This is a genomic window from Phenylobacterium sp. (genome assembly GCF_035569475.1).
Lineage (GTDB): Bacteria > Pseudomonadota > Alphaproteobacteria > Caulobacterales > Caulobacteraceae > Phenylobacterium.
Window position 1 is genome coordinate 1 of sequence record NZ_DATMNA010000030.1, and the last position, 12,411, is coordinate 12,411.

Annotated in this window: 18 protein-coding genes; 7 read left to right on the forward strand and 11 right to left on the reverse strand. The window is 69.6% G+C overall.

Going from position 1 to position 12,411, the window contains the following annotated elements; translation table 11 throughout:
• The 5 genes from VNW53_RS04230 to VNW53_RS04250 form a co-directional block, all read left to right on the forward strand.
• On the forward strand, positions 1-433 hold a 433-nt coding region (locus VNW53_RS04230; protein ID WP_325553837.1), incomplete at its 5' end, for an acyl-CoA dehydrogenase family protein.
• A complete protein-coding gene (locus VNW53_RS04235) occupies positions 433-735 on the forward strand; it encodes a DUF3253 domain-containing protein (RefSeq protein WP_325553839.1) in 303 nt (100 codons plus the stop codon). The genes VNW53_RS04230 and VNW53_RS04235, both read left to right, overlap by 1 nt.
• Positions 732-1,370 (forward strand): glutathione S-transferase family protein, encoded by a 639-nt coding sequence (locus VNW53_RS04240; protein WP_325553841.1) that lies wholly within the window; start codon positions 732-734, stop codon positions 1,368-1,370. Before VNW53_RS04235 ends, VNW53_RS04240 begins: the two co-directional genes overlap by 4 nt.
• 59 nt (positions 1,371-1,429) lie before the next feature.
• Positions 1,430-2,455 (forward strand): alpha/beta fold hydrolase, encoded by a 1,026-nt coding sequence (locus VNW53_RS04245; protein WP_325553842.1) that lies wholly within the window; start codon positions 1,430-1,432, stop codon positions 2,453-2,455.
• Positions 2,456-2,532: 77 nt separating this feature from the next.
• Positions 2,533-3,609, forward strand: coding sequence for a Glu/Leu/Phe/Val dehydrogenase (locus tag VNW53_RS04250; RefSeq protein ID WP_325553843.1), 1,077 nt, complete (start codon positions 2,533-2,535; stop codon positions 3,607-3,609).
• Between the two features lie 51 nt (positions 3,610-3,660).
• On the opposite strand, the gene VNW53_RS04255 is transcribed toward VNW53_RS04250, so the two are convergent.
• The 10 genes from VNW53_RS04255 to VNW53_RS04300 form a co-directional block, all read right to left on the reverse strand.
• Positions 3,661-3,942 carry a hypothetical protein gene (locus tag VNW53_RS04255; protein WP_325553844.1) on the reverse strand — a complete coding sequence of 94 codons (282 nt, stop codon included), beginning with the start codon at positions 3,940-3,942 and terminating at the stop codon, positions 3,661-3,663.
• On the reverse strand, positions 3,939-4,166 hold the full coding sequence (locus VNW53_RS04260; RefSeq protein ID WP_325553845.1) for a hypothetical protein: 228 nt from the start codon (positions 4,164-4,166) through the stop codon (positions 3,939-3,941). The genes VNW53_RS04255 and VNW53_RS04260 overlap by 4 nt, the downstream gene beginning before the upstream one ends.
• On the reverse strand, positions 4,163-5,602 hold the full coding sequence (locus VNW53_RS04265) for a radical SAM protein (protein ID WP_325553846.1): 1,440 nt from the start codon (positions 5,600-5,602) through the stop codon (positions 4,163-4,165). The genes VNW53_RS04260 and VNW53_RS04265 overlap by 4 nt, the downstream gene beginning before the upstream one ends.
• On the reverse strand, positions 5,496-6,278 hold the full coding sequence (locus tag VNW53_RS04270) for a prolipoprotein diacylglyceryl transferase family protein (protein WP_325553847.1): 783 nt from the start codon (positions 6,276-6,278) through the stop codon (positions 5,496-5,498). The genes VNW53_RS04265 and VNW53_RS04270 overlap by 107 nt, the downstream gene beginning before the upstream one ends.
• 7 nt (positions 6,279-6,285) lie before the next feature.
• Entirely contained in the window at positions 6,286-7,602 is a 1,317-nt protein-coding gene (locus VNW53_RS04275; RefSeq protein ID WP_325553848.1) for an MFS transporter, read from the reverse strand.
• 116 nt (positions 7,603-7,718) lie between these two features.
• Positions 7,719-8,333 carry a DUF6134 family protein gene (locus VNW53_RS04280; protein ID WP_325553849.1) on the reverse strand — a complete coding sequence of 205 codons (615 nt, stop codon included), beginning with the start codon at positions 8,331-8,333 and terminating at the stop codon, positions 7,719-7,721.
• Between the two features lie 139 nt (positions 8,334-8,472).
• On the reverse strand, positions 8,473-8,622 hold the full coding sequence (locus VNW53_RS04285) for a hypothetical protein (protein WP_325553850.1): 150 nt from the start codon (positions 8,620-8,622) through the stop codon (positions 8,473-8,475).
• Positions 8,623-8,675: 53 nt separating this feature from the next.
• Positions 8,676-9,560 carry a transglutaminase family protein gene (locus VNW53_RS04290; protein ID WP_325553851.1) on the reverse strand — a complete coding sequence of 295 codons (885 nt, stop codon included), beginning with the start codon at positions 9,558-9,560 and terminating at the stop codon, positions 8,676-8,678.
• 48 nt (positions 9,561-9,608) lie between these two features.
• Positions 9,609-10,322: a glutathione S-transferase family protein gene (locus VNW53_RS04295; protein WP_325553852.1), complete on the reverse strand. Its 714-nt coding sequence runs from the start codon at positions 10,320-10,322 to the stop codon at positions 9,609-9,611.
• A gap of 114 nt (positions 10,323-10,436) precedes the next feature.
• Positions 10,437-10,619 carry a hypothetical protein gene (locus VNW53_RS04300; protein WP_325553853.1) on the reverse strand — a complete coding sequence of 61 codons (183 nt, stop codon included), beginning with the start codon at positions 10,617-10,619 and terminating at the stop codon, positions 10,437-10,439.
• Positions 10,620-10,733: 114 nt separating this feature from the next.
• Between VNW53_RS04300 and VNW53_RS04305 the strand changes: the two genes are divergently transcribed.
• The gene (locus VNW53_RS04305; protein WP_325553854.1) at positions 10,734-11,018 is read left to right on the forward strand and encodes a hypothetical protein; all 285 of its coding nucleotides are present in this window, start codon (positions 10,734-10,736) and stop codon (positions 11,016-11,018) included.
• A 106-nt stretch (positions 11,019-11,124) separates the two neighbouring features.
• Complete coding sequence (locus VNW53_RS04310; protein WP_325553855.1) at positions 11,125-11,598, forward strand: nuclear transport factor 2 family protein; 474 nt, start codon at positions 11,125-11,127, stop codon at positions 11,596-11,598.
• Here VNW53_RS04310 and VNW53_RS04315 read toward each other — a convergent pair.
• Positions 11,595-12,257 carry a TetR/AcrR family transcriptional regulator gene (locus VNW53_RS04315; protein WP_325553856.1) on the reverse strand — a complete coding sequence of 221 codons (663 nt, stop codon included), beginning with the start codon at positions 12,255-12,257 and terminating at the stop codon, positions 11,595-11,597. The genes VNW53_RS04310 and VNW53_RS04315 overlap by 4 nt on opposite strands.
• Between the last annotated feature and the right edge of the window lie 154 nt (positions 12,258-12,411).

Consider the following 12,411-nt stretch of genomic DNA (forward strand, 5'->3'; position numbering starts at 1 on the left):
GGACCGCGGGCGGCTGCACATCTCGGCGGTCTGCGTCGGCGTCGCCGAGCGGCTGATCAAGGACTGCGTGGCCTACATGGGCGAGCGCAAGCAGTTCGGCCAAGCGCTGTCGAACTTCCAATTGCTGCAGGGGATGATCGCCGACTCCAAGACCGAGAGCCTGGCCGCCAAGGCGCTGACCCTGGAGACGGCGCGCAGGCGCGACGCCGGCCAGCCGGTGACCATGGAAGCCGCGGCCGCCAAGTACTTCGCCTCCGAGATGGTCGGCCGCGTCGCCGACCGGGCGGTGCAGATCTTCGGCGGCGCGGGCTATGTCGCCGACCACGGGATCGAGCGCCTCTACCGCGACGTGCGGATCTTCCGCATCTACGAGGGGACCAGCCAGATCCAGCAGGTGGTCATCGCCCGCGAGACCCTGAAGCGGGGCGGTTGATGTCGGCTGACGTCGAGACCGCCATCTTCGACCTGCTGAGCGCCAAGGTCGCGCCCGGCAAGTCGGTGTCGCCCGAGGAGGTGGCCCGCGCGGTCGACCCCGAGGGCTGGCGCCGCCTGCTGGGGCATGTCCGGGCGGTGGCCAGAGGCCTTGCCAGGCAAGGTAAACTGGTGATCCTGCGCCACAACAAGCCGGCCGATCCGGGCGATTTCAAGGGCGTTTATCGCCTGAGGCTGCCGATGCCCGGCGATCCCGCGGCGCCGGAATCCGCGCCGGAATCGGAAGAAGGAGACGCGCCATGATCATCTACGGGTCCACGATGTCGCCCTACGTTCGCAAGACCGCGGTCTTCGCCACCGAGAAGGGAATCGACTTCGAACTCGTCATGGCCGGCGGCCAAGGCGGTCCTCCGGAATTCAAGGAGGCTAGCCCGTTCGGCAAGATGCCGGGGTTCAAGGACGGCGACTTCCTGATCTCGGATTCCACCGCGATCATCACCTATCTGGACACGATCAAGCCGCAGCCGAACCTGATCCCGACCGAGGCCAAGGCCCGCGCCCGGACGATCTGGTACGAAGAGTTCGGCGACACCATCGTGGCGGCCTGTGGCGGCAAGATCTTCTTCAATCGCGTGGTCTCCCCGCGGTTCTTCGGGCGCCCCGGCGACCTGGCCGCGGCCGACGAGGCCCAGAAGATCGAGTTTCCGAAATTGATGGACTATCTGGAGACCGTGATCCCGGCCTCCGGCTATCTGGTCGAGGATCGTTTCACCCTGGCCGATATCGCCGTGGTGAGCCCGCTGCTGACCATGAGCCTCGCCGACTGCTCGGTCGATTGCGGCGCCCATCCGAAGGCGGCGGCCTATGTGGCCGCGATCGGGGCCCGACCGTCCTTCGCCAAGCTGATCGCCCAGGAGAAGGCGCAACTCGCCGCGTGAGGACACGGACGATCCGCCGCGCTCGCGAACGCGCCGGCGTCAGCTAGGATCGCGTCTCGATGATGCGTTTCCTCTCCGTCTTCCTCGCCGCCGCGATGCTCACCGCCTGCACCCCGCTGATGGTGCAGCGGGCCGGCCAGCCGCCGTTGGGTTTTTCCGGCGCGCACCTCGAACGCGACGCGATCGTCAGTTTCGACGGCGCCAAGCTTGGCCTGTCGGAGTGGGACGCCGCCACCGGCGATCCCTGGGCGGTGATCGTCGGCGTCCACGGCATGAACGACTACGCCAACGCCTTCCACATGGCCGCGCCCTGGTGGGCCGAGCAGGGGGTGACCACCATCGCCTATGACCAGCGCGGCTTCGGCCGCTCGCCGGGCCGCGGGGTCTGGGCGGGTGACGAGCTCATGGTCGAGGACCTGCGCACCGTGGCCGCGCTGGCCCGCGCCAAGTACCCGCAGGCCCTGATCGTGGTGGCCGGCGAGAGTCTGGGCGGGGCGGTGGCGGCGGAAGCCTTCGCCTCCGACCGGCCGCCGACCGCCGACCGGCTGGTGCTGCTGTCGCCCGCCGTCTGGGGCTGGCGCGAACAGCCGCTGCCCAACAAGACCCTTCTGTGGCTGGCGGCCAACTTCACCGGCCCCAAGGTCTACACCCCGCCCAGCTGGCTCACCTCCAAGGTCAGCCCGTCCGACAACCGCGACGAGCTGATCGCCATGGGCCGCGACCCCCTGATGATCTGGGGCGCGCGGTCCGACACCCTCTATGGCCTGGTCTCGACCATGGACAGGGCCGCCGACGAGGTCGGCAAGGCGAAGCTTCCGACCCTCTACCTCTACGGCGCCCACGACCAGATCATCCCCAAGAACGCGGCCTTCAGGGCGGCGGCCCAGCTCAAGCCCACCGACCGTTCGGCCTACTACGCCCACGGCTGGCACCTGATGATGCGCGACCGCGAAGGCCCGATGGTGTGGAAGGATATCCTGAGCTTCATCCGCGATCCGCGCGCGCCCTTGCCCTCTGGCGCGCCCAAGATCCCCACGGCGCCCACCGCGGCGAACGGCCAGGTCCAGGCCTCGGCCGGGTCCTAAAGCGGGTTGTCCCGTTAACCGGTCCGGCGTAGAGGCTTGCCCGCAAATCCTTCCCCAGCATCAGTGATGTACGCGGCATGACCTTGTTCGATTCCCCCGCCTTCGAGGGCCACGAAGGCGTCCATTCGTTCTTTGACGAAAAAACCGGCCTGAAATGCATTATCGCCGTGCATTCCACGGCCCGCGGGCCGGCCGCCGGCGGCTGCCGCATGTGGCCCTTCGCCAGCGCCGAGGCGGCGCTGGAGGACGCGCTCAAGCTGTCGCGCGCCATGTCCTACAAGAACGCCATGGCCGACCTGGAGCTGGGCGGCGGCAAGGCCGTGATCATCGGCGACAGCCGCACCATGAAGTCGCCGGCCCTGTTCGAAGCCTTCGGGCGCGCGGTCGAGGACGTGGGCGGCAGGTACTGGACGGCCGAGGATGTCGGCGTCTCGCCCGCCGACCTGATGCATGCGCGCAAGACCACCCGCTATGTCGCCGGCCTGACCGGCCACGCCGCCGCTTCGGGGGACCCCAGCCCGGTCACCGCCGAGGGCGTGTTCCGGGGCGTCACGCTCGGCGTCCAGCGCGCGCTCGGCCGCGACCTGGCGGGCGTCACCGTGGCGATCCAGGGCGTGGGCCACGTGGGCGCCTACCTGGCCGACAAGCTGCATGCCGCCGGCGCCAGGCTGATCATCACCGACGTCAACGAGGATGCCCTGCGCCAGGTCGCCGAGCGCACCGGCGCCCGGATCGTCCCGCCCGCCGCCATCTTCGATGCTGAGGCCGAGGTCTTCGCCCCCTGCGCGCTCGGCGGCGCGATCAATCCCGACACCCTGCCACGCCTGAAGGCCAAGGTGATCGCCGGCGGCGCCAACAACCAGCTCTCCGACCCGGAGACCGGCCGCGCCGTCTATGACCGCGGCATGCTCTACCTGCCGGACTATGTGATCAACGGCGGCGGCATCATCAACGTGGCCGGCGAGATCCGCGCCCTCGACCGGGGCGAAGCCTTCGACCCGGCCTGGGTCGAGATGAAGCTAGCGCGGCTGATGGAGACGCTGGGCGAAGTGCTCGACCGCTCCAAGGCCGACCACCGGCCCACCGACCAGGTGGCCACCGAAATGGCCAAGGCGCGGATCAGCCTGGCGGCGGAGCAGAAGGCGGCGGCTTAGGGATCCCGCGGCGCGGCGCCGAAAAACCTCGCGATCGGACCGGGCGTCTCGTCAGTCATCGATGTCGTTCAGCTTGGGGCTCGGGCCCTTGGTCAAGCCCCGCTTGATCCTCCGCCCGATCCACAGGCTCGCGCCGCCGGACGCCAGCATGCCGGCCGGCAGGCTCCAGTCTTCGAGGCTGGCGTGGCCGCCGCTATCGCCGACGCCGACCACGGACAGCACTCCGATCACTACGGTGCAGAGCCCGCCGAGCGTCAGCATCAGCCAGCCGATGGCGATGAAGGCGTTGGCGAAGAAGCGGACGACCGCGTCGTCGCGGCGGAGCTCGCTCACTGCGGGTCCTCGCCGCCGGAGGGCGGCCCAAGACCGCGCCACAGGCGAAAGCCCCATATCAGGAATACCAGCCCGACGATCACGCAGCCGCCGCCAATGACGATCGCGAAGCTCGCGAGTCCGGCGGGATGCTGCATGACATTGAAGGTGCACGTGCCGCAGAGCGTCATGATCAGGACGCCGACCGTCATCACGACAAGCGCATTGACCTTCTGCCGGCTCATCGCCCTTTCCCCCGCTTCAAAGCCCCTTCGCCGGCCGCGCCGGGCCGATAGAAGGTGTTGTAGGTGTCGAAGGGGATGATCCGCCCGTCGGGCTCGACGAAGTGCACGCAGGAGCGCTTCACGGTCCCCAGATCGAAATTGAACCGGTCGAGGAACTGGGAAATCACCACGCGGAAGGTGTTCTCATAGGCCACCGCCTGCGGGACCACGGCCTCGGGCAGGCAGCAGAGCAGTCCGGCGAGCTTGTCTGTGGTGTCGGCCTGGGCGGTGGCGAGCGAGAGCAGGTCGAAGACCGCCTTCTGCAGCTCCGGATAGGCCTCGAAAGTCACGGTGTTCGGGGCGGCGGCCACGAACAGCTCGCGCGGCAACATGGCGGTGATCGGCTGCACCTCGGCCCCGTTGCGCAGCCCATAGCCGATGCAGATCTGGTCGGGGTTGCAGGGCAGGGGGATCAGGTCTTCCAGGGCGAAGACGCCGGCCTCGGCGATTTTGCGGCGGACCTCGGTCAGGACCATGCGGTGGGCCTTGGGATCGAAGCCGTCGTTGCGGCCGGCGTCCTGGATCGGCTGGAAGGTGATCCCGCGCACGCAGCGCCATTGCAGAGCGTGGCGCACGATCTCGGCGATCTCGCCGTCGTTGACGCCCTTTTTCAGCGTCACCACCAGAGTGGTGGAGATGTTGTGGGCCTCCAGGGCCTCCAGCGCCTGCTGACGGATCGCCGTCAGGTCGGCGCCGCGCAGCTCCATGAGCGCGTCGCGCCTCAGGCTGTCGAACTGCAGATAGACCTCGAACCGCGGCATGTAGGCCGCCAGACGCGCAGCGAAGCCGGGCTCGCGGGCGATCCTCAGGCCGTTGGTGTTGATCATCAGGTGGCGGATCGGCCGGGCCCGGGCGGCGTCGAGGATCTCGAAGAACTGCGGGTGGAGGGTGGGCTCGCCGCCGGAGATCTGCACCAGGTCCGGCTCGCCCTCCGAAGCCACCAGCACGTCCAGCATCGCCTCGATCTCGGCCAGCGGCCGGTGCGCTGCGCGCTTCACCGAACTATCGGCGAAGCAGACCGGGCAGGAGAGGTTGCAGGCCTCGTTCACCTCGACGATGGCGAGGCAGGAATGCTGCTCGTGGTCGGGGCAGAGGCCGCAGTCGTAGGGGCAGCCGTGCTCGGTGCGGGTCTGAACGGACAGCGGCCGGTCGCCAGGCTTCAGCCAGTCCTTCTGGGCCTTCCAGTAGGCGAGGTCGTCGCTGATCAGGGTCTTCTGCACCCCATGCTCGCGGCAGCGCTTCAGGTAGAAGACGTCCGAGCCTTCGGAGATGATCTTGGCCGGAACCAGGCTAAGGCAGGTCTCGCACAGGCTCGTGGTCTGCCCCTGGAACAGGTAGGGCGCGACCTTGCGCGGCGCGCTCGCGACGCTGGTCGCCGAGCCAGTAAAGCCATCCATAGGCGACCAGTCCCCCGCACAGGATATGGAACAGGTTAAACGGCCCGATCAGCGTCGGATAGGGCTTCAGGAACTCCCAGGCGAAACGCTGCAGGCCGTACCAGACGCACATGGCGTAGAAGCCGCGCCGCATCGCCCAGGGGCTGCAGCGCTGAAGGCCCAGCAGATAGGCCGCCAGAAAGACGGCCATGGCCGCGCTCTCGTAGAGCGCCACGGGATGGCGGCCGACCCCGTCGCCCAGGTCGACGGCCCAGGGCAGGCGCGTCGGGGTCCCGTAGGTCCCGTCGGGGAGGCCGGCGAAGAAGCAGCCGAAGCGGCCGATCACCACGCCGAGCGAGAAGGAACCCACAAAGACCCCGCCGGTCGAGCCGGTGACGCCGCGCAGGCGCTTGTAGATCTCCACCGCCACGATCGCGCCCACCAGGGCGCCCACGACGCTGTGCGATAGGGCCGGGTGGGCGCCCCGCAGGGTGTTCAGCGAACCGGCCAGCCAGGCGCCCGGGATGGCGCCCGCTGTCAGGGCGGCGAAATAGCCGCCGTCCACCTTGCGCGCCACGTCCTGGGTCAGCTCCCGCAGCCGCCAGCGGTAGAGGAGGGCGGAGAGGCCAAGGCCGCCGGCCCAGGCGGCCAGGTCGAAGGCCGTGTGCGCCCAGGTCGCGGTGGGGACGTGGATCACCCGCCGCCTAGAGGGCGGCCAGCCGGGCCGTGCGGGGCTCCTTGACCATGCCGATCAGCACGAGCAGGCCCGCGGCCAGGACGCCGAGCGACAGGCCGAAGACCGTGCTGTAGCCGAACAGGTCGGCGACCTGGCCGCCGATCAGGGGCGCGAGCGTGGCGGTGATGCTCTCGGCCGTGGCGGAGACGGCGATGCGCATGGGCAGGTCGTCGCGCGCGCCGAACTCCAGGATCATGGTCTGCGCCGCCATCATGTAGCCGGCCTGCCCCGCGCCCAGGCCGAAGAAGGCCAGGAAGATGGCCCAGGTCGTGTGGACCTCCAGCAACAGCACCGTCGAGGCCGCCCAAGCCGCCAGCGAGAACAGCAGCACCAGGCGAAAGCCGGTCTTGTCGCCCAGATAGCCCCAGATCAGGTTGGATAGCGCGTCGGCGCCGATGTAGGCGAACGACAGGGCTCCCAGCAGCTTGCCGGTCATGTGCACCGACGTCCCGACGTAAAGGATGTAGAACGGCGTCGCGATGCGGGCCGAACTCGACAGCATCTGAACCACCAGAAACCAGGCGTAGGCGCGGTCCTCGGTGATCAGGCGGGGAAACTCCCGCAGCCGGTCGCGGAACTTGGCCTGGGTGCGCGTGGTGGGCGGCTCCGGCTCCCTCAGCAGCATTTGCAGGGCCGAGAGGCCGAGGCTCGTCAGGATGAAGGCGAAGACGAAGGTCGTGCCGTAGCCGTTGCCGAACAGGTTCGGCCCGATGAAGTAGGTTCCGGCGAGCGAGGCCATGCCTGCCGCGATCAGGCTGCCGGTGAAGTTGCGCCAGGCCTGCAACCGGCCGCGCCGGCTGATGGGGATCACCTTGGCCATCAGCAGGGAGAACACCACCCGCTGCGCGCCCATGAAGATGCCGAACATCAGCATGAACCCGAGGATCGACCCGACCAGCGCATTGCCCTTGAGCAGCCAGCCCGAGAGCGCGATGCCGAGCACGGCCATGCGCGCCAGGCCGCCCATCCACATGGCCGCGGGCATCACCTTGGTGCGGTGCTCGATGCGGCTGGCGCCGAAGATCGGCGAGATCACGCCGCCCACCTGCTGCAACGCCAGGCCCAGGCCCACGATGGCGTTGGAGCCGGAGATCATGTGCAGGTAGGCCGGCAGGAAGGTGGGTGTGTTGACCAGGCGAAAGCCGGTCATCCCGAGCATGCCGTGCAGATAGTTGCCCAGGTAGTTCCGCTTCAGGTTGTCCCAGACGAACTTCTCATAGGCCGCCTCGCGCGCGGCGAGATCGGTGGCGGCGGCCGGATCGGCAGGTTCAATCTTGGCGTCCAAATGGCCCACGCCGCGGGGATCCGACCAACAGACAGCCGGCTACGGCGTCCTTCAGCAAAAGGGAGAAATTCAATGATCCTGGTCTATCAGAGTCTGACCTGCCTACAAAAGCTCCGTCAAACGCGGCGGTATTCCACCTTGGAGCCGTCGTCGAGCTTGCCGGTCAGCGACTGCCAGGCGCCGGCGTCGTCGTAGAAGTCGTCGATCTCGGCCTCGCCGCGGATGGTGACGTGGCCGGGGGTCACCTTGGCGGTGCGGACCTTCAGGATCTTGCCGGTCTGCGGATTGAACAGCGGCGGCCCGCCGAAGATCTGCGGGTTCCAGTGGGTCATCGGATTGGCCTCGGCGGCGAGGGTGGTCTTGCCGTAGGAGCAGTCGATGCGCACGCCGCCGCCGGTCCGCTCGGCGGCCACGCGCTCGTCCTTGCCGTTGGTGGTGGTGGCGGTCTCCAGCGAGGCGAAGGCCCCGTCGGTGCGCCTCTCGACGGCGTGGTGGTGGTACTTGAACACCGGCACCGGGCCCAGCTTGACGACCATGACCGCGTCGGTGGTGGCGGTCAGCGTCGCGCCGTCGCCGGAGAAGCTGACCTGATGTTCGCCGATCCGGGTCCCGTTGCGGAACACCGCGAAGGTGAGGTTGCGGTTCGCGGCGTGGACCAGCCCGGGCGCCAGCGGCAACAGGAGCCCGCCGGCCAGGATCGTGCGGCGGGACAGGGCTGAAACCTCGGGCATCGGGAACCTCGCAGCGGACATCGCAACCGCGGCGCCGGGGCGCCGGGTCGCGGGGATTACGAAGCCCGAACCCTTAAGGATGCGCTAGGGATGCCGCCGATTTGCCGCAGGGGGCCAAAACGCCCGGCCGGCAGGGCGGTCAGTGGCCCGGTCGCGGCTCGAACGAGCGCGCGGGTTTCGCCGGCTGGGCGCCCTTGCGGTCGGCCTTGCCGCCGTGCTGCGGCGAGGGCGCGGACTTGGGGAAGCTGAAGTTCAACCCGGGGTCCTGTTGCTGGAAGCCGTGCGTCATGGTCGCATCTCCCTTGCGTCTTCTTATTGCCCCCCGGCCTTCGAAACCTTGCCTCAGGCCGCGGCCGGAATCGACTCGGCCGGACGCACGTCTACGTGAACCCGAAGCTCGGCCTTGCCGCCGTCGCCGTAGATGGCGCCGGAGACCGGGGCGGCCTCGGTCGGGGTCCGGGTGACGGCCACCGGGATCAGGGCCGGGCTTTCGGCCAGGGCGTTGGTCGGGTCGAATTCGGTCCAGCCCAGCTCCGGCAGGAACACCTCGCACCAGGCGTGGGTGGCGCCGGCGCCGCGCACGGCCGAGGCCGCGGCCTTGGGCGAATAGAGGTAGCCGGTGACGAAACGGGCGGCATAGCCCAGCCGCCGCAGCGCCTCGACCATCAGCCAGGCGAAGTCCCGGCAGGTTCCGGACCCGACGGTCACGGTGTGTCCGGGCTCCTGGGCCGCGCCCTGGTCGCGGGCCGAATAGTCGAAGCTCGCGCGGATCGTGCGGTTCATGCGCAGCAGGAATTCCAGCGCCGGCTCGCGCGGACTGCCCACCTGGTCGCGCAACCAGGCCAGCAGGCGGCCTTCGCGGTCCTCGCTCACCGGGTCGATGAACGGCGCCAGCACGGCGCGGTCGGCGGGGGAATAGTAGATCGGCGTCACGGTCTGCGGGTCGGCCACGTCGCGGCGGGTCAGGGAGGCGGGAAACCGCTCGATGACCAGTTCGCTGACGATCGACAGCGCCCGGCTCTCGCCGCCCGGCGTGAAGCAGCAGACCGAATTGCCCAGGGCGTCGTAGAGCCAGCGCGTCTGGCCCGGCGGCGACAGCGTCAGGTGGGCGTCCAGCACCCGGGTAGCGTGACTGTCGCGCGGCCGCACCAGCAGGCGGTGCGGGGCGAACCGGACGGGCCGCTCATAGGTGTAGAGCGTCTCGTGGCGGATGCTGAGGCGGGCCATGGCATCCGGAACCGCCGGGCGCGCCGCCGGTTCCCGCGCCCGAAGGCGTCAGGCCGTGGCCGACTCGGCCTGGGCCATCTCGGGATAGAAGCGCGCCAGCATCCGGGCGTGATAGGCCACCAGGTTCGGGCGCTCGAGGATCGCGTCGCGCACCGGGGTGTCGAAGTGTGGCGCGAGCGCCGCGGCGAGGCCCGCGAACAGGGTCGCGTCGGCGCCGCAGATCAGCTCGCCCGACAGGTAGGGCCCCTCGCCCACGATCTCCGCCAGGGCGGCCACCGAGCGGGTGGCGAGGTCGCCCACTTCCTCCAGCAGGTGCCGTCCGAAGCCCTGGCCGCGCAGCACGGCGGCCATGTTGTCACGCGCGGCCTCGCGCACCTCTTCCGGGGCGCCGGCGAAGAAGATCGCGGGACCCTTGTCGAAGTTCTCCGGCACCGCCCAGCGGAAATAGACGATGCCCCAGTAGAGGTGGTCCTCCACAACCCGCTCGACCGCCCAGGCCAGCGCGCGCTGGCGCGGCGAGAGCCCCGCGTCGAGGTCCAGGCCGTGCTTCTCCTCGATATGGTCGCGGATGAAGGTCGAGTCGCCGATCCGGATCCCGCCGTCCTCGATGAACGGCACCTTCCCCTTGGGGCCTTCCGTGGGGCGCGCCTTGAACGTCCTGTAGGGCAGGCCGGCCATTTTCAGTTGCACTTCGGTCTTGATGACGAAGGGGCTGGGATCGGGCGCGCCCCAAAGGGGGCCGAAGGCGGACAGGGTGATCATGGGGACGCTCCGCGTCGAAGAGGGAGCGGCACTGTGGCCCGCGCCTGCTGACAGCCTGTTGTCAGCAGAGCGACGGCGACGTGACGTTGCGCAGACCGTGCGGCCAGCGGTTCCTCAGGCGTCGTCGCGCTCGCCGGTCGGGCTGACCGGCAGCAGCACGCCGCAGTCGGAGCAGATGAAGCCGACCACCGTGGGCACGCGGCCCTTCCAGGCCAGCGAGTCCGGGTCGGAGGCGATCCGCACCGGCCTCACCTTGTAGATCTCGGCCTTGCAGTTGGGACACAGGGGGGCAGCCATGCCCCGACCCTAGGCCCTATCGCGGCCCGGCGCGATGGCCACGGACCGCCACGATTGGGTCACACAACCGCCGCGGGTCCATAGCCCAGCTTGCGACGGCTATGGGGGCGGGCGATGCGGGGTGCGGCGATCCTGGGCGTGGGGCTGTTGTGCGCGGGCTGCGGGCAGGTTGCCGACGCCCAGGCCAGGCTGATCGACAGCCTGCGGATCAGGGACGCCGTCGCCGGCTACCAGAAGGCCGCCAATCCGCTGGACCGATGCGTCAAGGCCAAGGCGGTGGCGATCGCCTATTCCGACGCCCGCGACGGGCCGGAGACCCAGGCCTGGTCGGCGCGCGAGCACGAGGATTGCCAGGCCGCGCTGACCGCGATGCACGCGGCCCTCCCGGCCAAGCCGTAGGCCTCGCCGCTCGGCGACGCCAGGTTGCGGGCCGCAACCTTTCGGCGATGTAACTTGCCGCGTTCTGTCGCGACCGCGATCGTGGCCCAGGGACGGGGGACGGATCATGCTGCGCAGATTCATTTTCACGATCGTGGCGGCGGCCGCCTGCGCCGGGGCCGCGCAGGCCGCAGGCGACAGCCTGACCGACAGGACCCGCGCCTTCCTCGACGCCTATGCCCGCGGCGACGAAGCCGCCGTCATGGCGATGGTTGAGCCGGGGATAACGGCCTTCGGCGGCGACGTGGCGGAGGTGGCCCAGGGCCGGGAGGGCGTCTCCGAAATGCTGGCCAACGACCAGAAGCTTTGGGGCGGCCAGGCGCGGATCGGCGAGATCGAGCATCTCGCCGTGGTCGGCGATGCGGCGCTCAGCGCGATGACGTTCGATGCGCCCTTCACCCTGGCCGGGCGCCCGCCGGTCATGGTCCGCTTCTCCCTGGTCTGGCGGAAGGGCGCCTCGGGCTGGCGGCTCGCGCAGAGCGCCAATGCGACGCCCACGACCGGACAGAGCGCCGCGGAGCTGTTGCGGAAATCGCGTTAGGCCGCGTTGAAGCCGGCCTCGGCGAAGTCGAGCATGCGGCCCAGCAGGCCGGCCACGTCGCCCTCGCGGGTCAGGCCGCCCGACAGGTGGTGCAGCCGGTCGAACTCCACGAAGCGGTTGTTGTGGACCATGCCCAACACGAAGTGCAGCCGCCAGTAGACGGTCTCGGCCGGCAGGTCGGGGCGGGCCTTCTTCAGGGCCTCGGCGAAACGCGCCAGGTGGGAGACGTCGTTCTGCAGCGCCTCGCGCATCTCCGCGGTGCCCTCGGAGCGGGCGCGGATGATGAACTGCACGCTGATCCGCCGGTCGTTGGCCGGGTCGGCCCAGCGCAGGGGCGGGGCGAACAGGGCCTCCAGGATCTCGCGCACCGGCGGGCTGCCGCCATGGCGGTCGGAGGCCTCGTGGAGCATGCGCGCCCGCTCGCGGTTCAACTCGCCGGTGCGGCGGCGGAAGATCTCGAACAGCAGGGCGTCCTTGGAGCCGAAATGGTAGTTCACGCTGGCGAGGTTGACGCCCGCCTCGGCGGTGATGTCGCGCACCGAGACGTTCTGGAATCCATGCAGCGCAAACAGCCGCTCCGCCGCCGCCAGCACCTGCTGCTTGGTCGCGGCCTCGCGCTCTGGATCGATCTCGGGGATGGGTCCGGCGGCGTCCGACACGCTGTCGTCAATCCTTCATGCGCGGCGGAGTGTTAGAGACTCGGAGCGTCGGCGCAAGGGGCGTCCTCGCCATCAGGCCGCAGGCGCTGGTCGCGTGATTGCGCTGGCCCTGCCTCAGCTCCACATCGAGCCCCCGCGCGCCTTGAGAGTCGGC